The sequence below is a fragment of the Acidovorax sp. sif0632 genome, from assembly GCF_019218805.1.
Lineage (GTDB): Bacteria > Pseudomonadota > Gammaproteobacteria > Burkholderiales > Burkholderiaceae_C > Acidovorax > Acidovorax facilis.
Genome location: NZ_JAHUWW010000007.1, coordinates 154,360 through 176,299 on the forward strand (window position 1 = coordinate 154,360; position 21,940 = coordinate 176,299).

The 21,940-nt window shown below is 66.0% G+C and carries 18 protein-coding genes and 1 riboswitch; of the genes, 12 read left to right on the forward strand and 6 right to left on the reverse strand.

The genetic code is table 11. From position 1 onward, the window contains the following. Nucleotides 1–37: 37 nt before the first annotated feature. On the reverse strand, nt 38–442 hold the full coding sequence (locus tag KW832_RS20570; protein WP_218301310.1) for a GFA family protein: 405 nt from the start codon (nt 440–442) through the stop codon (nt 38–40). Between the two features lie 128 nt (nt 443–570). Next, nucleotides 571–1,560, reverse strand: coding sequence for a GlxA family transcriptional regulator (locus tag KW832_RS20575; protein WP_218301309.1), 990 nt, complete (start codon nt 1,558–1,560; stop codon nt 571–573). 114 nt (nt 1,561–1,674) lie between these two features. Here KW832_RS20575 and KW832_RS20580 point away from each other — a divergent pair, with 114 nt between their 5' ends. Continuing rightward, a complete protein-coding gene (locus KW832_RS20580) occupies nt 1,675–2,487 on the forward strand; it encodes an MBL fold metallo-hydrolase (protein WP_218301308.1) in 813 nt (270 codons plus the stop codon). Between the two features lie 49 nt (nt 2,488–2,536). Here KW832_RS20580 and KW832_RS20585 read toward each other — a convergent pair whose 3' ends face one another. Together KW832_RS20585 and KW832_RS20590 are read right to left on the reverse strand one after the other, a co-directional pair. Continuing rightward, entirely contained in the window at nt 2,537–4,699 is a 2,163-nt protein-coding gene (locus KW832_RS20585; protein ID WP_255577873.1) for a TonB-dependent siderophore receptor, read from the reverse strand. 220 nt (nt 4,700–4,919) lie between these two features. Then, the gene (locus tag KW832_RS20590) at nt 4,920–5,855 is read right to left on the reverse strand and encodes a LysR family transcriptional regulator (RefSeq protein ID WP_121421883.1); all 936 of its coding nucleotides are present in this window, start codon (nt 5,853–5,855) and stop codon (nt 4,920–4,922) included. Between the two features lie 72 nt (nt 5,856–5,927). Between KW832_RS20590 and KW832_RS20595 the strand changes: the two genes are divergently transcribed. Continuing rightward, complete coding sequence (locus KW832_RS20595; protein ID WP_218301307.1) at nt 5,928–6,389, forward strand: PACE efflux transporter; 462 nt, start codon at nt 5,928–5,930, stop codon at nt 6,387–6,389. A 209-nt stretch (nt 6,390–6,598) separates the two neighbouring features. Here the strand turns inward: KW832_RS20595 and KW832_RS20600 are convergent, their stop codons facing one another. Beyond that, nucleotides 6,599–7,510 (reverse strand): response regulator, encoded by a 912-nt coding sequence (locus tag KW832_RS20600; RefSeq protein WP_218301306.1) that lies wholly within the window; start codon nt 7,508–7,510, stop codon nt 6,599–6,601. Then, complete coding sequence (locus KW832_RS20605; RefSeq protein ID WP_218301305.1) at nt 7,507–10,947, reverse strand: ATP-binding protein; 3,441 nt, start codon at nt 10,945–10,947, stop codon at nt 7,507–7,509. The genes KW832_RS20600 and KW832_RS20605 overlap by 4 nt, the downstream gene beginning before the upstream one ends. A gap of 245 nt (nt 10,948–11,192) precedes the next feature. Between KW832_RS20605 and urtA the strand changes: the two genes are divergently transcribed. The 10 genes from urtA (at nt 11,193) to KW832_RS20655 (ending at nt 21,770) form a co-directional block, all read left to right on the forward strand. Next, nucleotides 11,193–12,458 (forward strand): urea ABC transporter substrate-binding protein, encoded by a 1,266-nt coding sequence (gene urtA / locus KW832_RS20610; RefSeq protein ID WP_121421885.1) that lies wholly within the window; start codon nt 11,193–11,195, stop codon nt 12,456–12,458. Nucleotides 12,459–12,617: 159 nt separating this feature from the next. Continuing rightward, the gene (gene urtB / locus KW832_RS20615; protein ID WP_218301304.1) at nt 12,618–13,532 is read left to right on the forward strand and encodes an urea ABC transporter permease subunit UrtB; all 915 of its coding nucleotides are present in this window, start codon (nt 12,618–12,620) and stop codon (nt 13,530–13,532) included. 145 nt (nt 13,533–13,677) lie between these two features. After that, the gene (gene urtC, locus KW832_RS20620; protein ID WP_218301303.1) at nt 13,678–14,889 is read left to right on the forward strand and encodes an urea ABC transporter permease subunit UrtC; all 1,212 of its coding nucleotides are present in this window, start codon (nt 13,678–13,680) and stop codon (nt 14,887–14,889) included. Between the two features lie 19 nt (nt 14,890–14,908). Then, nucleotides 14,909–15,652 carry an urea ABC transporter ATP-binding protein UrtD gene (gene urtD / locus KW832_RS20625; RefSeq protein ID WP_121507918.1) on the forward strand — a complete coding sequence of 248 codons (744 nt, stop codon included), beginning with the start codon at nt 14,909–14,911 and terminating at the stop codon, nt 15,650–15,652. A 28-nt stretch (nt 15,653–15,680) separates the two neighbouring features. Next, nucleotides 15,681–16,370 carry an urea ABC transporter ATP-binding subunit UrtE gene (gene urtE / locus KW832_RS20630; protein ID WP_057228091.1) on the forward strand — a complete coding sequence of 230 codons (690 nt, stop codon included), beginning with the start codon at nt 15,681–15,683 and terminating at the stop codon, nt 16,368–16,370. A gap of 76 nt (nt 16,371–16,446) precedes the next feature. Then, complete coding sequence (fmdA, locus tag KW832_RS20635; protein ID WP_218301302.1) at nt 16,447–17,673, forward strand: formamidase; 1,227 nt, start codon at nt 16,447–16,449, stop codon at nt 17,671–17,673. A gap of 33 nt (nt 17,674–17,706) precedes the next feature. Beyond that, complete coding sequence (locus KW832_RS20640; protein ID WP_218301301.1) at nt 17,707–18,051, forward strand: zinc ribbon domain-containing protein; 345 nt, start codon at nt 17,707–17,709, stop codon at nt 18,049–18,051. A gap of 15 nt (nt 18,052–18,066) precedes the next feature. Continuing rightward, complete coding sequence (locus KW832_RS20645) at nt 18,067–19,107, forward strand: aliphatic amidase (protein ID WP_218301300.1); 1,041 nt, start codon at nt 18,067–18,069, stop codon at nt 19,105–19,107. A gap of 89 nt (nt 19,108–19,196) precedes the next feature. Further along, complete coding sequence (locus KW832_RS20650; protein ID WP_218301299.1) at nt 19,197–19,940, forward strand: hypothetical protein; 744 nt, start codon at nt 19,197–19,199, stop codon at nt 19,938–19,940. A 123-nt stretch (nt 19,941–20,063) separates the two neighbouring features. Continuing rightward, complete coding sequence (locus KW832_RS20655; RefSeq protein WP_218301298.1) at nt 20,064–21,770, forward strand: IPTL-CTERM sorting domain-containing protein; 1,707 nt, start codon at nt 20,064–20,066, stop codon at nt 21,768–21,770. 29 nt (nt 21,771–21,799) lie between these two features. Then, a riboswitch (S-adenosyl-L-homocysteine riboswitch) is annotated at nt 21,800–21,908 on the forward strand. Nucleotides 21,909–21,940 lie beyond the last annotated feature (32 nt).

The window sequence follows — 21,940 nt, forward strand, 5'->3', positions numbered from 1 at the left end:
GCAGCGGCAGTGGCGCTATTGGAACACTGCGGGGCCCTCAAAGATATCCGCTGTGCGCCGGTGCCTGCTGCCACTGGTCGTGTAGCCCATCCACCCGCACGATGGCCAGGCGCGCAAGGTCTTCGTCGGTCAGGCCATTGATGCAGCCCACGTTCACGCCGTACATCTCGCCCATCGGTGTGTCGGTGCCGTGGCCGAACACGCGCACGCCGCAGTGGCGGCAGAAGTAGTGGTGGTTCTTGTGGCTGCCGAAGGTGTACCGCGTGAGGTCGCCTTCGCCCCGGGTGATGCGAAAGCCCCCGGGCAGTGCCACGGCAGGCCAGAAGCGCGTGCGGCGGCAGATGCTGCAGTTGCAGCGGTAGGTGGTTTGGGCCAGGTCCAGCGCGGCCTCGACTTCGACGGCGCCGCAGTGGCAAGTAGCGGTGTAGGTGGAAGCAGGCATGGGTGTTCGTCCTGTCGTGGTGCTGAGGGTTGATGCAGAGGGAGCGGGTACATGATCGCAAACTTGGCGCTCGGCGGCATCCTCCTTGTGAACGATCCGGTGCGCTGGCTGCACCCGCCCCTGCACCTTCACCCGTGCGCCATGCGGTAGGCCAGCGGCGTCTGCCCCGTGGCCTGTTGAAAAGCGCGGTGCAGGCCCGCCTCGCTGGCAAAGCCCAGGTCCTCTGCAATGCGCTTGAGCGGCAGGGGTGTGTCGCACAGGGCCTCGCTCACCTGCCGCAGCTTGATGCGCCGCATCCAGTGCGCGGCAGAAAGACCCGTGTGCGCCTGCACCCGCCGCGCCAGCGTGCGGGGCGACAGGCCCAGCGCCTCGGCCAGCGCGGGCAGGCGCAGTGCGGTGGCGGGGCAACGCTGCACCCACAGCATCGCGCGCCGCAGTTCGGCGTCGGCCACTGCCATGAGGTCGTGCCCGGCAAACGCCGGGTGGGTGGTGCGCGGGCGGGGCAGCATCAGCAGCGACTGCAGATCTGCCAGGGCTTCTGCGTCCAGCCGCGTTGCCAGCGCCTGCAGCATCAGCGGCAGGTAGCCGTTGGCGCCTGCCGCGGTGGTGATGGGGCCGTCTTCCACCAAAGGTTCGTCAAAACGCCAGTGCACCGCGCCAAACTGCTGTTGCAGCGGGGCCCGCAGCCACCAGGTGGCCGTGGCGCCGCGCCCGCGCATCCGGCCGCTGGCCGCAGCCAGCGCTACGCCGGCGCAATAGCTCCACACCTGGGTGCGGCGGGGCAGGGCGCGCAGTGCCGCGATGGCGGGCGCGATGTGCTGTTGCTGCTGCGGCGCCTGCAGTCCGTCGGGCGAAGACAGCCACAGGCCTGGCACCAGCACCGCGTCCACCTCGGCCTGCACCAGGCTGACGCTGGGCGTGAGAGCGGGGCCTTGCCAGGTGGGCACAGGCTGCAGGTCTGCGCCGGTCCAGCAGGTGGTGATCACCGGGCGCTGCGCACGCAAGTTGGCGGCGCGGGCCAGGTCGGCGGTGGCAAAGAGGCCTGCGGGCATGCAACCGGGGTACAGCAACAGTGCCAGGCGCAAGGGTGGTGCAGGTGGTGCGGTGGTGCGGCGCATGGTGGCGGGGTAGTTTGGCTAGAAATGGAAAGAAATTGTCAAACCAGGCCATTCTCGCCGGGCGTTCGATTCCCAACAATCCACTGCATACCCACTGGCTTCGGAGCCCACACCATGCAGATCACCCAATTGCGCAACGCCACCGTGCTTCTTGAATTCCAATCCCAGGGCCGCCCCGTGGGCCTGCTGGTGGACCCCATGCTCGCCCCCCGGGGCAGCCTGCCCGCGCTGCGCTATCTGGGCACGGGCCGCCAGCGCAATCCCATTGTGGAGCTGCCTGGGGGCACCAATGCGCTGCTGGAGCGCGTGACCCACGCCCTCATCACGCACTGCCAACGCGGCCATTTCGACCACCTGGACCGCGCTGGCAAGCGCTTTCTGCGCGAACGGCAGATTCCGGTGATCTGCATGCCACGCGATGCCGACTACCTGGCGCAGCGCGGCCTGCTGGTGTGGCCGCTGGCGGGGCCAGCGCGCCAGCCGTGGGCGCTGGGCGGCCATGTCACGCCGATCCCGTGTGTGCACGGTACCGGCTGGGTGGGCCGCTTCATGGAGCACGGCCACGGCTACCTGCTGGAGCTGCCGGGCGGGCCCAGCGTCTACCTGGCGGGCGACACCATGCTCACGCCCACGGTGCGCGACTGCCTGGCGCGCCTTCAGCCCGAGGTGTCGGTGCTGCCTGCGGGCGGGGCCCGGTTCGATGTGGGGGCAGAAATCCTCATGGACGCCGCCGACATGGCCGAAGCCGCGCAGCTGGCCCACGGCACGCTGGTGGTGAACCACCTGCAGGCGCTGGACCATTGCCCCACCATGCGCGAAACGGTGCGCCAATTGGCGGTGGACGGTGGCTGGGCAGACCGTCTCTGGGTGCCGGAGGATGGTGACAGCAGAAGTTTTCCTTGTCGTGCAGCAGTTGATTGCTATTAAATGTATAGCTATTAGCGCTTGATAAATAAGCGCTAGAGTCCTATTTGGCTCAAAATACCACCTGCACCCCCGCCACCACCTGGCGCCCCAGGCCCGGGATCACGGTGAGTGCGCCCCACGAGGCCGTGTAGTACGCCTTGTCGAACAGGTTGTGGACGTCCAGCGTCAGGCGCATGCGCTTGTCGATCTGCCAGTAGCCTGTGATGCGCGCCGTGGTGTAGGCGGGCAGGCGGTAGGTGTCGGTGGCGGTGCCCGTGCGTTCGCCCACATGCACCAGGCCGCCGCCGATGCCGTAGCGGCCGCCCCAGGGCGCCTGGTCTTCGCGGATGGCAAACAGCCCGGCGCTCACGCGCGGCACATTCAGCAGGCGCTTGCCCAGCAGTGCGGGGTTGTTGTCGCGGGTTACCTCGGTGTCGGTGTAGGCCATGTTGGCGGTCATGCGCCAGTGGGTATCGATCTGCCCGGCCACATCCAGCTCCAGGCCCCGGCTTTGCACCTCGCCCGCCGCAATGCTGAAGTTGGCGTTGGTGGGGCTGCGCGTGAGCACATTGGTCTTGCGGATATCGAACAGCGCCACGCTCGCGTTCAGGCGCTGGTCGGCCGACTGCCACTTGGCGCCCAGCTCCAGCGCCTGGCCCTTTTGCGGGTCGAACGCCTTGCCGCTTTCATCGGTGCCTGCGTTGGGACGGAACGAGCGCCCGGCCGATGCGTAGACCGAGGTGTTGGGGTTGATCAGGTAGGTCAGCCCGATGCGCGGCGTGGTGGCCGAATGCTCCTGCACTTGGCGGGTGGCGGCCAGGCGGTTTTCGCTGTCCTGGTGAAAGCGGTCAAAGCGCACGCCCGCCAGCAGCTTCCACTTCGCGCTCAGGTCGATCTGGTCCTGCACAAATACGCCCGTGGCGCGGGTGCGGTCCACCAGGTCAAAACCCGGCGTGAGGTTGCCCACGGGCTGGTTGTAGACCGGGTTGTAGATGTCGATGGCAAACGGCTGGCTGGCCAGGCTGGAGTAGCGGATGTCCTGCGCCGCAGTGAGCCGCCAGGTCTCCACACCTGCCAGCACGGTGTGGCTGAAGCCGCCCGCTTGCAGCTTGCCTTCGACTTCGCCCTGCAGCGATGCATCGCGTGCGGGCAGGCTGCGCCAGCTGTCGCGGCGGGTCAGCGTGCGGCTGTCGGCGGCCAGGGTGCCGGTCAGGTCCACGGCGGCGCCATACAGGTCCGTCTCGCGGTACGACGCCCCCAGGCGCGTGCGCCAGCCCTGGCCCAGGTCATGGTCCAGCGTCAGCTGGTGCGTGTCGCCGTTGACATGCAGGTTCTCGCGGCTGGGGTCGCCCAGATACCGGTCGGACGGCAGCGCGCCCACGTTGCCCCGCACCTGCACGATGCCCCGGTCCAGCGGGGTGCGGATGCGGATGAACTCCGCCTCGTAGTTCAGCACCGTGTTGGCGCCCAGGTTCCAGGTGAGGGACGGGGCCACCACCATCTTGCGGTTGTCCACCAGCGCGGTACGGCTCGCGCCGTCCTCGGCCGCCACGTTCAGGCGGTAGGCAACGTCCGTGCCCAGCGGGCCGGTGGTGTCGAGCGTGGCACGGCGGTAGCCATGCCCGCCCACCTGCACACCCGCCTTGTGCGCGGGAGTGAACTGCGGCTTTTTGGTGACGATGTTGAGCGTGCCGCCCGGCTCGCTGCTGCCATACAACGCGGCCGCCGGGCCTTTGAGAAATTCAATGCGCTCGACCGAGCTCACGTCGCGCTGCGGGCCATAGCCCCGGTTGGAGGCAAAGCCGTTGAGCAGCTGGCCGCCGTCGGTGTTGCTGAAGCCACGGATCGCATAGTTGTCCCAGGTGCCGCCAAAGTCGTTCAGGCGGGTGATGCCGCTCACATAGTCCACGGTGTCGGCCAGGCGCGTGGCGCCCAGGTCTTCCATCAGCTGCTGGGGCACCACGCGCACGGACTGCGGGGTTTCGATCAGCGGCGTGTCGGTGCGTGTGGCTGCGGTGTTGCGCTGCACGCCCTGGTAGCCGGTGGTGGCGCTGCTGTCACGCACCTGCACTTCCGACAGGGCGGGGCTGGTGGGGACGGCGTCGGTCGGTAGAGCCGATGAAACAGGGGGTGCCGTCTGGGCCATGGCGGCGCTGGCGGTAAAGGCGCACAGCGCCAGGGTGGCGCGGGCCGTAGCAGTCGGCCGGGCGGGCCGGGGAATCGAGGGATGCATGGTGCAGATCGGTAGAGAGAAAACGGCGGGGCTAGCTCCCGCGCGCCGTGCAAACCGCCGCACGGGAGAGAGGTCGCGTTGAACGGGGCACGGGCGGGGTGCAAATGAAAGGCCGCCATTATCCATGCAAATGCAAACAATTCGCATTTGCTTTTGCGGCAACGCTCCCTTGCCTTCTGGGTGCGCATGGGGGCGGGCAGCGCCTGCCTTGCAGGAGCGCTCAGCGGGGTGCTGCCTTGGCCGCCGTGGCCATCAGCGCCACAAACCGCGCCGCGCCCAGGCCCAACGGCCGCTCCTTCGACCACACCACATCCACCCACAGGGCGGTGCCGTTGCTCAGGTTCTCAAACGGCATCTCCACCAGTCGCCCTGCCTCGATGCGCGGCTGCACCAGCGCCCGGGGCTGCCAGCCCCATCCAAGGCCTGCTTCGATCATGCCCAGCGCGGCCAGGTGGTTGTCGGTGCGCCAATGGTGGCGGGCAAACACAAAACGGGGGTCGGTTTGCCCCAGGTCGCGGCTGGCCACCACGATCTGGCGCGTGGTGGTCAGGTGTTCTTCGCGCAGCATGGCGCGCTCGGGCGGCTCGCCCCGGGCCAGGGCCGAGGCGCGCGCGCCCTGCAATACCGCATGGTCCGGCGCCATCACCGCCACCAGGGTTTCGGTGCCCACCTCCTGAAAACCCTCGCGCCCGTCGATGCTGGGCCGCTCGAACACCAGCGCCAGCTGTGCGCGGCCGCTGTGCAGCAGGGCCAGCGCATCCACCTGCGGGGCGGTCAGCACCTCCACCTGCAGCAGCGGGTATTCCGACGCCAGCGTGGCCAGGGGGCCTGTCCAGCGGGCGGCCAGCAGCTCGGGCGCGATGGCCAGCGTCAGCCGCTCTTCCAGCCCCTGCGTCAGCGCCAGCGCCTGGGCGTTGAGCTGCTGCAGCTGCCCGGCGAGCAACCGGGCCTGCGGTTCCAGCGCGCGTGCGGCGGCGGTGGGCCGGGGCTCGCGGCCGCTGCGGTCAAACAGCTGCACATCCAGCTCGGCTTCCAGGTGGGCAATGGTCATGCTCACGGCCGACGGCACCCGCGACAGCGCCCGCGCCGCCGCCGAAAATGAGCCGTGGTCCAGCGCTGCCAGGAACACCTGCACGCTGTCTGAAGAGAAGGCCATGGGTGTGATCTATCAAATAAACTGAAACAAGCTGACTTTATATATCAGCTGCAGGCACATAAAGTCGCCCCCATGGACAAGCAACCCACCCTTTTCGGCCTGCAGGGCCTCAAGCGTCGACTGATCTATGTGAGCCTGTACGAGCTGATCGCCATCGCGGCGGCCACGGCCGGGCTGGCCTTGCTCTCGGGCCAGGGTGCGGGCCATTCGAGCGTGGTGGCCGTGGCAGCCTCGGTGATTGCCATCGTCTGGAACATCGTCTTCAACTGGGCGTTTGAGCGCTGGGAAGCTCGCCAGCTCGTGCGCGGTCGCAGCGTTGCGCGGCGCGTGGCGCATGCCATCGGTTTTGAAGGCGGGCTGGTCTTCACCCTCGTGCCGCTGTTTGCCTGGTGGTTTGACATCACCCTGTGGCACGCGTTTGTGATGGACCTGGGGCTGATCGTGTTCTTCCTTTGCTACACCTTTGTTTTCAACTGGGTGTTCGACCACCTGTTCGGCCTGCCGGCGTCGGCCATGGAGCCGGTGTCTGTTTGAGGTTGCAAGATGTTTTGCTATTGAGTTAATAGCTATACATTCCCGTCAGACAAGCGCCAGATGCCAATTTGACCCATAAACCACCTGATGTGGCGCTGGCTCAGGAATATCGGACGAATCGTTCGCCCTGAGCCCGTCGAAGGGCCCTGGCTTTGGCAGGCTCAGCTCGCAGGGACGGGGCAGGTGTGGCCCATCCGGAAAATCCGAACTCAGGCCTGCAGTAGCTGCCCCGCAATGGCCGCAGCGGCGGTGCGTGTCTCCACCCCCAGCTTTTCAAAAATGTGCTCCAGGTGTTTGTTCACCGTGCGCGGGCTCATGCCCAGGATGTCGGCGATGTCGCGGTTGGTCTTGCCCTTGCTCAGCCACGACAGCACCTCGGTCTCGCGCGGGGTCAGTGCCACCTGCTGCAGGTGGCGCGGGGCGATGGCCTCGGGCGTGGTGCGGCTGAGCAGCAGCATCGACTCGGCCAGGCCGCTCGCGCCCAGGTGGCGGGCCAGCAACTGGCGGCCGTCGGCCAGCGCCAGGGTCTGGTCGCCGGTGGCTTGCGCGCGCACCAGCCAGGCAGCGGCGGCATCTGCGGGGGCGGGGTCGGCGGCAAAGGCGGCTTCCAGCCAGCGCAATGCCTGCGGGGAGCGCCAGGCCACGCGGCCCTGGCCGTCCAGCACCACCACCCCCAGCCCGGCCACGTCGACCGCCTCGCGCGCCAGCCGCGTGGCCTGGGCGTTGCGCACATGGGTGGCGAGCCGGGCCAGCACCTCCGGGATGCGCAGGGGCTTGACCACATAGTCCACCCCGCCACTGGCAAAGCCCCGCAGGATCTGCTCGGTGTCCGACAAGCCCGTCATGAACACCACCGGCACGTGCGACCAGGGCGGCGTGGCTTTCAACAGGCGGCACAGCGCAAAGCCGTCCATGCCGGGCATCACGGCGTCCAGCAGCACGCCGTCGGGCACGGTCAGGTCAAAGCGCTGCAGGGCTTCTTCGGCGTCGCGCGCGGCCAGCACGGCGTAGCCCTCGGCGGCCAGGGCGTCGCACAGCATGCGCAGGGTGTCCAGCGCGTCGTCCACCACCAGGATCACGCGCTGGCTGACCTGCTGGCCTGGATGGGATTCGTCGTTCATAGGGTTCCCTCTTCGGGCTCGCGCAGGTGGTGGGCCAGGGTCTCAAAGTCGAAGCGGTCGGCACTGGCCTGCAGCAGCGCCAGCGTGGCGGCGTGGCCGGGCAGGTCGCCGCGGGCGCGCCGCAGCCGCTCGCGCAGCGCGGCGGCCTGGCCAGACCGCGCCAGGCGGGTCAGGTCTTCGCGCAGTTCGTCGGGCAGCGTGGCCGGGGTGTCGTTCGGGTTGGAGGGGCCCGCGGCGGGCTCGGGGCTGGGCGCAAGCGGCGTGTTGTCGCGCACCCATTCCAGCTGCAGCGCGTGCTCCAGCGCCTGGAGCAGTTCGGATTCGATCACCGGCTTGCCCACAAAAGCCTGGCACTGCTGCGCCGCCAATCGTGAGGCCTCGTGCTCGAACAGATTGGCCGATACGAACACGATGGGCAGCTCCGACGCAGGCCGCAACTCGCGCAGCAGGGCGGCGGTCTGCCAGCCATCGAGGTCATCCATGGTGATATCGAGCAGCACCAGGTCGGGCGGTGTCTGGCGCACGATCTCGATGCATTCGCGCCCGCTGGCGGCCTCGCGCACCTCAAAACCCAGGGGCACCAGCAGGCCGGCCAGCAGCTGGCGCTGCAGGGGCTGGTCGTCCACCACCAGCAGCGTGCGCCGGGGCGCCAGGTACCCGATGACGGGGCGCAGCGTGGCGCGGCTGGGCGTGGTCCAGGCCGGGTCTACCGCAATGCTGGGCAGGTACAGCCGCACGGTAAAAGTGCTGCCCTGGCCGGGGGTGCTGGTTAGCGTGAGCTGGCCACCCATCAGTTCGGCAAGCAGGTGCGTGATGGTCAGGCCCAGGCCCGTGCCCGCCTCGCTGGCGCGGCGCCCGGCGCTGCCGCGCTCAAACGGCACAAAGATGCGCTCCAGGTCTTGCGGTTCGATGCCGATGCCGGTGTCGATCACCTCGATGCGCGAGACATGCTGGCGAAAGTCCATGCGCAGCCGCACCTCGCCGCGCTCGGTAAACCGCACCGCGTTAGACAGCAGGTTGATCAGAATCTGCCGCAACCGCTTGGCGTCGGCCCGTATCCACCCGGGCATGGTGCCCAGCGTCTCCACAACAAAGTGCAGGCCCTTGGCCTCGGCCTGCGGGCGCAGCATGGCTTCGATGTTCTCGATCAGCTCGGGCAGTGGCAGGGGGGCCATGTCCAGCCGCAGGCGCCCCGCCTCGATGCGCGCCAGCTCCAGCGATCCATCGATGAGCGCATGCATGTGCTGGCCGCTGTGCTGCATGGTGGACAACGTCTCGCGCATCCAGCCCTCGGTATGCGGGTTCTTGAGCAGGATCTGTGTGTAGCCCAGGATGCTGTTGAGCGGCGAACGCAGCTCGTGCGTCATGCCTGCCACGTAGCGCGTCTTGGCCTGGTTGGCGGACTCGGCCTGGTCCTTGGCCGCCTGCAGTTCGGCGTCGGTGCGCTTGTGGGCTTCGATTTCCTGCAGCAGCAGCTGCGTCTGCCGTTCCGACTCGTCCTGCGCCATGCGCCGGCTGTCGGTGCTCAGCACCACCCACCACGCGCACACGGCGGCCAGCAGCGCCAGCAGCGCAAACACCTTGAGAAACGGCATCTGTAGCATTTGGCCGGGCACCGGCGCCTGCAGGCTTTCCTGCACATACACCACGCCCACCAGAAACGCCATCACCGCGCACAGCGACACCATCACCATCAGGTACTGCCCCAGGCGAAAGTTCACCTTGATGGCCCAGCGCTGCGGCAGCAAGGCTTCCACCACGCTGCGCAACTGATCGGCCGCGCGCGAGCCGGTCTTGCAGCGGTCGTGGCAGCGCGATTCGAGCGAGCAGCACAGCGAGCAGATGGGCGCGGTATAGGCCGGACAGCGCGCCATGTCTTCGGACTCGAACTGGTTCTCGCACACGGCGCAGCGCACGATCTCGCCGGGCCGCCACTCGTTGCCGGGAGCGCGCGCCAGGTAGTAGCGGCCCTGCGTCAGCCAGGCCAGCAGCGGCGCCAGCGCCATCGACAGCACCAGCGCAATGAAGGGCGAAAACGCGGCCGCCCCTTCGCCCAGCAGCCCTGCATAGGCACAGCAGGCCACCGTGGCCGCCAGCACCATGGCGCCCAGGCCCACGGGGTTGAAGTCATACAGGTGCGCGCGCCGAAACTCGATGCCTTTGGGCGACAGGCCCAGTGGCTTGTTGATGACCAGGTCTGCCACCAGCGCACCCACCCAGGCAATGGCCACGTTGCTGTACACGGCCAGCACTTTCTCCAGCGCGCCAAACACACCCAGCGTCATCAGCAAGGTGGCGATCAACACGTTGAACACCAGCCACACCACGCGCCCCGGGTGGCTGCGGGTGACGCGCGCAAAAAAGTTGGACCACGCCAGCGAGCCCGCGTAGGCGTTGGTGAGGTTGATCTTGATCTGAGAGACCACCACAAACACCACCGTCACGGCCACCGCCAGGCCCGGCAGGCCCAGTGCCTGCATGACCTGGTGAAAGCCTGCGAGGAACATCTGCGTGGGCTCGGCCGCGCGCTGGGCGCCCACCTCGAACTGCAGCGCGGCAAACGCCAGAAAGGCCCCACCCGCCATCTTGAGCATGCCCATCACCACCCAGCCCGGCCCCGCCACCAGCACCGCGCCCCACCAGCGCCGGCGGTTGGCGGCAGTGCGCTCGGGCAGAAAGCGCAAAAAGTCCACTTGCTCGCCAATCTGCACCACCAGTGAAAAGATCACCGCCGCGGCTGCACCAAACATGAGCGGGTCGAACTGGCTGCTGCCGCTCTTGAGGCCCGACAGTCCCGCAAAGTCGCGGTACAGCTGCGGCTGGGCCAGCGCAATCCACACAAAGGGCAGCAGCAGCAAGAACAGCCACAGCGGCTGCGTCCAGGCCTGCAGGCGCGATATGAGCGTGATGCCGCGCATGGCCAGCGGCAGGATCACCAGCGACGACGCGATGTAGCACCACTCCAGCGGCCAGTCCACCACCATCTGCAGCGCCAACGCCATGATGGCCGCCTCCAAGGCAAAGAAGATAAAGGTGAACACTGCGTAGATCAGCGAGGTGATGGTGGAGCCCAGGTAGCCAAAGCCCGCCCCGCGCGTGAGCAGGTCCATGTCCAGCCCATAGCGCGCCGCGTAGTAGGCAATGGGCAGGCCGGTCAGAAAGATCAGCAACCCCACGGTGAGGATGGCCCACATGGCATTGCTGAAGCCGTAGTTCAGCGCAATCGCGCCACCAATGGCCTCCAGCGCCAGGAAGGACAGCGAACCGAACGCCGTGTTGGCCACGCGGAATTCGCTCCAGCGCCGAAAGCTCTTGGGCGTGTAGCGCAGCGCGTAGTCCTCCATGGTCTCGTCGGCCACCCAGGCGTTGTACTCGCGCCGGAAACGAAAAATCGTTTGTGGTGCGCTCTGGGCATCGGGTGCTTGTGGTGAGGCCATGCCCAGCACAAAGCAAGAAGCGTTCTAGGCGCGCACCGCGTTGGGGCGCTGCACTGGCACGCATTGCCCTGCACGGGAGCATGTGCAGGTCCTAGTGCAGGGCTCGCACCGGGGTGCGTACGCAGCCCTACGTTAATTGACGTATGGGCGCATTCAAGGGTTGTCCCTAACCTTCATTCCACAGCGCACACAACCCGCTTTGGTCCCGTCCCTTCATTCACACCGATCCTGCAAGGAGCGTCTTCATGAGCCACCCTTCCGACCCCCGCTTTAGTGACTCCGCCCAGGCCGAACCCGGCCGCCGTCGCATCCTGCAGGCGCTGGGCGCCGCATCCGTGGCGGGCCTGCCTGCCTGGTCGTTTGGCCAGCCCACGGCGCAGGTCAACACCACCAAGCTGGCCATCACCGACACCGAGGTCACCGTGGGCCAATTGCACTCGGCCACGGGCACCATGGCGATTTCCGAAACCGGCTCCATCCAGGCCGAACAGCTGGCCATTGACCAGATCAACGCCATGGGTGGCGTGCTGGGCCGCAAGATCAAGGTGATCAAGGAAGACGGTGCGTCGGACTGGCCCACGTTTGCCGAAAAGTCCAAGAAGCTGCTCATCAACGACCGCTGCGCCGCTGTGTTTGGCTGCTGGACCAGCGCCTCGCGCAAGGCCGTGCTGCCGGTGTTCGAGAAAGAAAACGGCCTGCTCTACTACCCCACGTTCTATGAAGGCCTGGAGCAATCCAAGAACGTGATCTACACGGGCCAGGAAGCTACCCAGCAGATTCTGTACAGCCTGGAATGGGCCAAGACCGAGAAGAAGGCCAAGACCTTCTTCCTCATCGGCTCCGACTACATCTGGCCCCGCACCTCGATGAAGATTGCGCGCAAGCACATCGAGAACTTCCAGAAGGGCAAGGTCGTGGGCGAGGAGTACTACCCGCTGGGCAGCACCAACTTCGGCTCGCTGATGAACAAGATCAAGGTGCAAAAGCCCGACTGCCTGTTTGTGGCGGTTGTGGGCGGCTCCAACGTAGCGTTCTACAAGGCGCTCAAGGCCGCGGGCATCACGGGCGACAAGCAACTGCTGGTCACGCTGTCGGTCACCGAAGACGAAATGACCGGCGTGGGCGGCGAGAACTTCAACGGTTTCTACTCGTCGATGAAGTACTTCCAGTCCCTCGACAACGAGAACAACAAGAAGTTTGTGGCCGCCTTCAAGGCCAAGTACGGCAAGGACGCCGTGATCGGCGACGTGACGCAGGCGGGCTACCTGGGCCCCTGGCTGTGGAAGGCGGCGGTCGAAAAAGCCAAGAGCTTTGACGTGGACAAGGTGGTGGCCGCATCGCCCGGCATCGAGCTGACCACCGCACCCGAGGGCTATGTGAAGGTGGACGCCAACCACCACCTGTGGAGCAAGTCGCGCATCGCCATGGGCATGCCGGATGCTTCGTTCAAGGTGGTGTCCGAGTCGCCTGCGCTGATCAAGCCGGATCCATTTCCCAAAGGTTATCAATAAACACCCCCTGAGGCGCTTCGCGTCTTCCCCCCTCTCTCGCTGCGCGGGAGGGGGACGACACCCTCAGTGCGGGGCGGCCCTTCCTCGGTATCCCTCGCAAGAGGCCGCCCCATGGCACCGCTGTTCGTTTTCCAACGCTGCCCACGCAGGAGCTGCAACATGACCTTTTCCGAAATGATGAACATCGGCCTGATGCAGGGCTTTGCGGGCCTGAGTCTGTTTGCCGTGCTGCTGCTCATGGGGCTGGGCCTGGCCATCATCTTTGGGCAGATGGGCGTGATCAACATGGCCCATGGCGAGTTCATGACCATTGGCGCCTATACGATCTACCTGGGCTCCACCCTCGCGGCCAACCATGCGCCGCAAATGATTCCGTATTACTTTCCGCTGGCCATCGTGGCGGCGTTTGGGTTTGCGTTTGTAGCGGGCTGGCTGGTGGAATGGGGGCTGATCCGCCACCTGTACAAGCGCCCGCTGGACACGCTGCTGGCCACCTGGGGCATCAGCCTGGCCCTGCAGCAATGCTTTCGCACTTTCATCGGCCCCAAGGAGGTCAGCCCGACCTTGCCCGACTGGCTGCTGGGTTCGTGGGCGCCCGCCGAGGGGCTGGACATCCCGATCAATGGCCTGTTTGTGCTGGCGTTGACTGCCGTGGTCACGGGGGGCGTGCTGCTGGCCCTGCACAGAAGCCGCTGGGGCCTGCGGGTGCGCGCCACGGTGAGCAACCGCATCATGGCCAACGCCATTGGCATCGACACCCAGAAGACCGATCGCCTGACCTTTGCCATTGGCTGCGGCATTGCCGGCGTGGCGGGCGCGGCGTTTACCACCATCGGCTCCACCGGCCCCACATCGGGCTCGCTCTACATCGTGGACGCCTTCCTGGTGGTGACCTTTGGCGGCGCGGCCAGCCTTCTGGGCACCGTGGTGTCGGCCTTCGGGATTGCGCAAACGCAGTCGATCACCGAGTTCTTCATGGCGGGCTCCATGGCCAAGATGATCACGCTGTCGCTGATCGTGCTGATCCTGATGGTGCGGCCACAGGGCTTGTTCGCCTCCAAGGTGCGCCGATGAGGGCATGCATGAACCTACTGCGCGAACCGATCTCGCGCCTGCGGTCCTCGCCGTACGGGTGTACGGCTCCGGTCCTCAACCCGACCTCGGCCCGCTCGCTACGGTTCCTGCACGCCCTCATACCTCTCAAAACCGGAGTCTCCGCATGAACGCCCTCAAAGCCTGGATCCTGCGCTACCAGCTCGCCAGCCTGGTACTGCTCACCGTGCTGCTGGCCGTGGTGCTGCCGCTGGCACTCGACATCTTTCGGCTGAACCTGGTGGGCAAGTACCTCACCTATGCGTTCGTCGCTATCGGCCTCGTGATGGTGTGGGGCTACGGCGGCGTGCTCAGCCTTGGGCAGGGCGTGTTTTTTGGCCTGGGGGGCTATGCCATGGCCATGTTCCTCAAGCTCGAAGCGTCAGACCCCATCAGCACCAAGATCCAGTCCACGCCCGGCATCCCCGACTTCATGGACTGGAACCAGATCACCGAGCTGCCCAGCTTCTGGATTCCGTTCAAGAGCCTGCCGTTTGCGCTGGCGGCCGTGATCGTCGTGCCCACGCTGCTGGCCTGGATCATCAGCTTTGCGATGTTCAAGCGCCGTGTGGGCGGTGTGTACTTTGCCATCATCACGCAGGCCGTGGCACTGATTCTGACGGTGCTCATCATCGGCCAGCAGGGCTACACCGGTGGCGTGAACGGTATGACGGATCTGAAGACCCTGTGGGGCTGGGACACGCGCACCGACAGCGCCAAATACATCCTGTATTACGTGTGCGTGGCGCTGCTCATAGGCTCCATCATCCTGTGCCGCTGGATACAGACCGGCAAGGTGGGCACGCTGCTGCTGGCCATGCGCGACAAAGAAGACCGCGTGCGCTTTTCGGGCTACGACGTGGCCAATTTCAAGGTCTTCACCTTCTGCCTGGCCGCCGCGCTGTCGGGCATCGGGGGCGCCATGTTCTCGCTGCAGGTGGGCTTCATGTCGCCCAGTTTTGTGGGCATCGTGCCGTCCATCGAGATGGTGATCTACGCCGCCGTGGGCGGGCGCATGAGCCTGGTGGGTGCCGTGTATGGCACCTTGCTGGTGAACGCGGGCAAGACGTATTTCTCGGAGAGCTTTCCCGAGCTGTGGCTGTTCCTCATGGCCGGGCTTTTCATCGGCGTGACCATGGCCTTCCCCATGGGCCTGGCGGGCCTGTGGGAGAGCCATGTGGTGCCCTGGTGGAAGGGCCGCCGCGAAGCGCTGCGCCAGGCATCGGAGCAAGGCCGACCACCCGCAGCGCGCCTGCCTGTGGATGCAAGCACCGCTGCGGCAGCGTCGCCAGCACCCGCCGCCACGCTGCCTGACGGCGTGAGCCGCCAGGGCGTCTGAACCCACCGGAGCACTCCTCATGAGCAACACCGACTTCGCGCTGGCCATTGAAGACCTGACCGTTTCGTTCGACGGCTTCAAGGCCATCGACGACCTCACGCTGTACATCGACAAGAACGAGCTGCGCGTGATCATCGGCCCCAACGGTGCGGGCAAGACCACGCTGCTGGACCTCATCTGCGGCAAGACCCGCGCCACGGGCGGCAGCATCAAGTTCAAGAACGAAGAACTCACCCGCATGGCCGAGCACAAGCGTGTGCGGCTGGGCATCGGGCGCAAGTTCCAGACGCCCTCCATCTACGAGAACCTGTCGGTCTTCCAGAACCTGGAGGTGTCTTACCCCGCAGGCCGCTCGGTGCTGGGCGCGCTGGCGTTCAAGTGCACCGATGAGGTCAAGGCGCGTGTGCAGGTGGTGGCCGAAGACATTGGCCTGGGCGACAAGCTCGATACCGAGGCTGGCTTGCTGAGCCACGGGCAAAAACAGTGGCTGGAGATTGGCATGCTGCTGATGCAGGAGCCCGAGCTGCTGATGCTGGACGAGCCGATTGCCGGCATGAGCGCGCGCGAGCGTGAACTGACGGCCGAGCTGCTGCAGCGCATCTGCAAGAACCGCGCGGTGATCGTCATTGAGCACGACATGGAGTTCGTCAAGCGCATTGCCCACAAGGTCACGGTGATGCATCAGGGAAAGATCCTGGCCGAAGGCCCCATGGAGAAGGTGCAGGCGGACCCCAAGGTCATCGACGTGTACCTGGGCCACTGAGCAACCCATTCCTTCACAGGAGCATCGCATGCTGGAAGTCAAAGATCTGTTTGTGGCCTACGGCCAGAGCGAGGCGCTGCACGGCATCTCGTTTGACGGCCGTGCCAACGAGACCGTGGCCATCATGGGCCGCAATGGCATGGGCAAAACCACGCTGTTCAAAAGCCTCATGGGCGTGATGCCCGTCAAGAGCGGCCAGATCACCGTGGCAGGCCAGGACGTGACGAAGGACGAGAGCTTTCGCCGCGTGGCCAAGGGCATCGCCTATGTGCCGCAAGGCCGCATGATCTTCCCGACCCTCACGGTCGAAGAGAACATCGAGACCGGGCTGGAAAACTCCAAGACGCGACAGATTCCCGAAGATATCTACGCACTGTTTCCCGTGCTGTGGGACATGCGTCGGCGCAAGGGAGGCAACCTCTCGGGCGGGCAGCAGCAGCAACTGGCCATTGCGCGAGCGCTCGTCACCGACCCCAAGGTGCTGCTGCTCGACGAGCCCACCGAGGGCATCCAGCCTTCCATCATCAAGGACATCGCCAAGGCGCTCAACGAGATTCGCAAGCTGCGCCAGATCACCATCGTGGTGAGCGAGCAGGTGCTCTCGTTCGCCATGGACGTGGCCGACCGACTGTTCGTCATCGAAGGCGGCCGCCTGGTGCACGAGACCGCCCGCGCCGACACCGACCAGCAGCGCATCAAAGCCTATCTGTCTGTTTGACGAAGTTCGCAGCTGCGTCAGCGCAACGTCCTGCCTTCAACCCCTTTCATCACCCACCCCTTCCAAGGAGCACGCCATGGCTGAAACCCTGATCAAGGTCGATCTGAGCAAGTCGCCCACCGAGAACGAGAACATCCACAACCGCTGGCACCCAGACATCCCCATGGCCTGCTGGGTCAATCCTGGCGATGAGTTCGTGCTGGAGACGTTTGACTGGACGGGCGGCTTCATCAAGAACAACGACAGCGCCGATGATGTGCGCGACATCGACCTGACCACGGTGCACTACCTCAGCGGCCCCGTGGGCGTGAAGGGCGCCGAGCCGGGCGACCTGCTGGTGGTGGACCTGCTGGACATTGGTGCCAAGCAGGACAGCCTGTGGGGTTTCAACGGCTTTTTCAGCAAGAACAACGGCGGCGGTTTTTTGACCGAGCATTTCCCGCAGGCGCAAAAGTCCATCTGGGACTTTCATGGCATGTTCACCAGCTCGCGCCATGTGCCGGGCGTGAAGTACGCTGGGCTCATCCACCCCGGCCTGATTGGCTGCCTGCCCGACCGCAAGATGCTGGAGCAGTGGAATGCGCGCGAGCAGACGCTCATCGACTCAGACCCCACGGCCGGACTGGCCAACCCACCCTCGGCGGGCACGGCCCACATGGGCCGCCTCACGGGCGATGCCAAGGCCAAAGCGGCTGTCGAAGGCGCCCGCACGGTGCCCCCGCGCGAGCATGGTGGCAACTGCGACATCAAGGATTTGTCGCGCGGCGCCAAGGTGTTCTTCCCGGTGTATGTAGACGGCGCCGGCCTGTCGGTGGGCGACCTGCACTTCAGCCAGGGCGACGGCGAGATCACCTTTTGCGGCGCCATCGAGATGGCGGGCTGGGTGCACATGAAGGTCACGCTCATCAAGGGCGGGATGGCCAAGTACGGCATCAAGAACCCCATCTTCAAGCCCAGCCCCATCACGCCCACCTACAACGACTACCTGATCTTCGAGGGCATCAGCGTGGATGAGAGTGGCAAGCAGTACTACCTGGACGTGAACGTGGCCTACCGCCAGGCCTGCCTGAACGCCATCGAGTACCTCAAGAAGTTTGGCTATTCGGGCGCGCAGGCGTATTCCATCCTGGGCACAGCCCCGGTGCAGGGCCACATCAGCGGCGTGGTGGATGTGCCCAACGCCTGCGCCACGCTGTGGCTGCCCACGCAGATCTTTGACTTTGACATCAACCCGAGTGCGGCGGGGCCGATCAAGCACCTGGATGGCTCGGTGGCCATGCCGCTGTCGCCCGACCTGGTCTGACAGTCAAACACCATTGCTGCAGAAGGACCCGCCATGCCCACCTACGACTACGCCTGTGCCCAGTGTGGCGGGTTTGATGCCTTCCGCCTGCTGGCCGACCGCAACGAACCCGCTGCCTGCCCAGACTGCGGCGCAGCATCGCCGCGCGTGTTTGCCACCGCACCGCGCCTGGCGCTCATGAGCGCGTCCGCGCGCAGCGCCATCGCCACCAACGAGCGAGCGCGGCACGAGCCGCAGCGCTCGGGCGACTACGCCCGCCTCAAACACCCTGCAGGCTGTGGCTGCTGTTCGTCATCGCAAAGCCGCAAGGCCACGGTGACGGCGACCAGCGGTGCCAAGGCGTTTCCGAGCAAACGGCCCTGGATGATTTCTCATTGATAGGGATGCTTCACCATGATTCACGGCGATATTTCAAGCAGCAAGGACACCGTCGGCGTGGCGGTGGTCAACTACAAGATGCCGCGCCTGCATACCAAGGCCGAGGTGCTGGACAACGCGCGCAAGATCGCAGACATGCTGGTGGGCATGAAGACCGGCCTGCCCGGCATGGACCTGGTGATCTTTCCGGAGTACAGCACCCACGGCATCATGTACGACGCCCAGGAGATGATGGACACGGCGGCCACCGTACCGGGTGAAGAGACCGAAATCTTCGCCGCCGCCTGCCGCAAGGCCAAGGTGTGGGGCGTCTTCTCGCTCACCGGCGAGCGCCATGAGGAGCACCCGCACAAGGTGCCGTACAACACCCTGATCCTCATGAACGACCAGGGCGAGATCGTGCAGAAGTACCGCAAGATCATGCCCTGGACCCCCATCGAAGGCTGGTACCCCGGGGACACCACCTACGTCAGCGAAGGCCCCAAGGGCCTGAAGATCAGCCTCATCATCTGCGACGACGGCAACTACCCCGAGATCTGGCGCGACTGCGCCATGAAGGGTGCCGAGTTGATCGTGCGGTGCCAGGGCTACATGTACCCCGCCAAGGAGCAGCAGATTCTGATGAGCAAGGCCATGGCCTTTGCCAACAACACGTATGTGGCCGTGGCCAATGCCGCCGGGTTTGACGGCGTATACAGCTACTTCGGTCACAGCGCCCTGATTGGCTTTGATGGCCGAACGCTCGGTGAATGCGGCGAGGAGGAATACGGCGTGCAGTACGCCGCGTTGTCGAAGAGCCTGATCCGCGACTTCCGCAAGAACGGGCAGTCCGAGAACCACCTCTTCAAGCTGCTGCACCGGGGCTACACCGGGCTGATCAACTCCGGCGGTGGAGACCAGGGTGTGGCCGCCTGCCCGTATGACTTTTACACCCGCTGGGTGACTGACCCCGAAGGCACGCGCAAGGCCGTGGAGGCCATCACGCGGCCCATGGTGGGCACCGAGGAGTGCCCGATCAAGGGTATCCCCAACCTCGACAGCGCAGACCGCTGCTGAGGCAACGGGATTCAGGGCCGTGGCCTGAGATCTTCAAACAGTGTTAACCGGCTGCGAGCCGCCCACACTGCACCCGATAATCGGCCCCCATGCGTGGGCCGTTCCTTTCTCTCCTGTGGATGTCATCGTGTGCACTGCTGTGCACCGTGCTCGCAGGCTGCGCGGCGAATGCGCCCACGCCACGCGGCGAGGTCAAGGGGGCCGCCACAACGCCCGCCGAGCTGGCCCAGTCCGACATGAACCGCGTGGCCACGCTGGCCATGCACGAGAACCTGGAGGGCTTGTTCCGCCTCATGGACAAGCTCTACCGCCGCAACCCCGCCGAATGGCGCAAAACCAGCGCCACCAGCCGCGAGCACGCCGCGGAGCAGGTGCGCACAGCCATCCTGCAGCGCCAGCCCTGGGCACCACTGCAGGGGCGGCGCGACATTGCCGCGATGGGCTTCGCGTTCGCGCCGGAGTTCAACGGGGACCGCGTGGCAGCCTTCATCCATGCCACGGCCGACATGATCATCACGGCCCATGGCGGAAAGATCGAATTCTTCTTGCTCGACGGCATGGATGCCCAGCACCTCTACAACGCCGCCCGCAATGTGGAAAGCGCCGTGTGGCTGCTGGCCCAGCGCCGCAACGCCCAGGGCCAGCCACTGCTGCTGGCGGACGAGATCGGCCCCCAAGGCCGCAACCTGAGCTTTGAGCGCGAGTTTGGCAAGATCATCGCGCGCCTCGACCTGCTGGCTGCCCTGACCACCGAAAAGTACCGCCGCGCCGCCATCAGCTATGTGCAGGGCATTGTGGGCGGCACGTTCCTGCAGTTCCTGCCGGTGCGTTGAGAGCGATTCAACCGCTTCAAACGCGGGACGCGCGGTCAGCGCGTGCCGCCATGCACGAAGATTCCGGGTGGAAACGTGGCGTTACACTTTGGTCACCCCTCCACTTCGAATCGGGACTTCGCCATGCTCCAACGTGTTTTGCTGTGGCTCACTGCGCTCTTGTTGGCCATGGTGGCTGCGACCGCGGCGCATGCCCAAGATGCGGACCTGTCCATCACGAAGACCGATGGTGTGGCCACGGCCGTCCCGGGCGGGTCGGTGACCTACACCATCACCGCCAGCAACGCAGGGCCGGACCCCGTCGTCGGCGCCACGGTTGCGGACACCTTTCCCGCCGTGCTCACCGGCACCTGGACCTGTGTGGGCGCAGGCGGCGGTACCTGCACCGCCGCAGGCAGTGGCAACATCAACGACAGCGTCAACCTGCCAGCGGGTGGATCGGTCACCTACACGGTGAGCGCCACGATCAACGCTTCTGCAACCGGAACGCTGACCAACACCGCGACAGTGACGTCCGCCGTGAACGACCCGGTTCCCGCCAACAACAGTGCCACCGATTCCGACACGCTCACGCCACAGGCCGATCTGGCCATCACCAAGACCGATGGTGTGACCACGGCCACGCCGGGCGGATCGGTCACCTACACCATCACCGCCAGCAACGCGGGGCCATCCAATGCGCCGGGGGCCACGGTGGCGGACACCTTCCCCGCATCACTTACCGGCACCTGGACCTGCGTGGGCGCGGGTGGCGGCACCTGCACCGCCGCAGGCAGCGGCAACATCAACGACACCGTCAACTTGCCCGCCGGAGGATCGGTAACCTACACCGTCAGCGCCACGGTGAGTGCAGCGGCCACAGGGACGCTGGCCAATACCGCGACGGTGACAGCGCCGGGCGGAGTGACCGATCCCGTCCCGGGCGACAACAGCGCCACGGACTCCGACACCATCACGCCGCAGGCCGATCTGTCCATTACCAAAACGGACGGCGTGACCACGGCCATACCTGGCGGCTCGGTCACCTACACCATCACCGCCAGCAACGCGGGGCCGTCCAATGCGTCGGGGGCCACGGTGGCGGATACCTTCCCCGCAGCGCTCACCGGCACCTGGACCTGCGTGGGTGCGGGTGGCGGCACCTGCACCGCCGCAGGCAGCGGCAACATCAACGACGTGGTCAATCTGCCAGCGGGGGGATCGGTGACCTATACGGTGAGCGCCACAGTGAGTGCTGCGGCCAGCGGAACGCTGGTGAACACCGCGACGGTGACAGCGCCGGGCGGGGTGACCGACCCCAATCCGGGCAACAACAGCGCCACGGATTCCGACACCATCGCATCGCAAGCCGACCTGACCATCACCAAGACCGATGGCGTGACCATGGCCAACGCTGGCGGCTCGGTGACCTACACCATCATCGCCAGCAACGCAGGCCCGTCCAACGCCCCTGGCGCGACGGTGGCAGATACGTTCCCCGCATCACTCACCGGCACCTGGACCTGCGTGGGCGCGGGTGGCGGCACCTGCACGGCGGCGGGCAGCGGCAGCATCAACGATGTCGTCAACCTGCCCGCGGGTGGATCGGTGACCTACACCGTCACCGCCACGGTGAGCGCGTCGGCCACAGGGACGCTGGTCAACACCGCGACGGTCGCGGCCCCGGGCGGTGTAACCGACCCCAACCCGGGCAACAACAGCGCCACCGATACCGACACCATCACGGCAGTGGCCGCGAGCGCGATTCCGTCGTTGTCCGAGTGGGCTTTGTGGCTGATGGCGGGCTTGATGCTGCTGGCCGCATTCCGGGGCCGCCGCCCAGTGCGCTGATCCCGGGCGGGCAACTTACAATCGCTCTTCGGCCCAAGGAGCGTTGCAGCGACTTGCCATGCCCGGTTTGGTGCATGGCGATTCGTCAGGCTTGGGCCCCGCGCACCCCGCCGTACACCGCAACGACGCTCACCTGTTTTTTTGCTGCCCCTGCACAGGTGAGTGAGTCC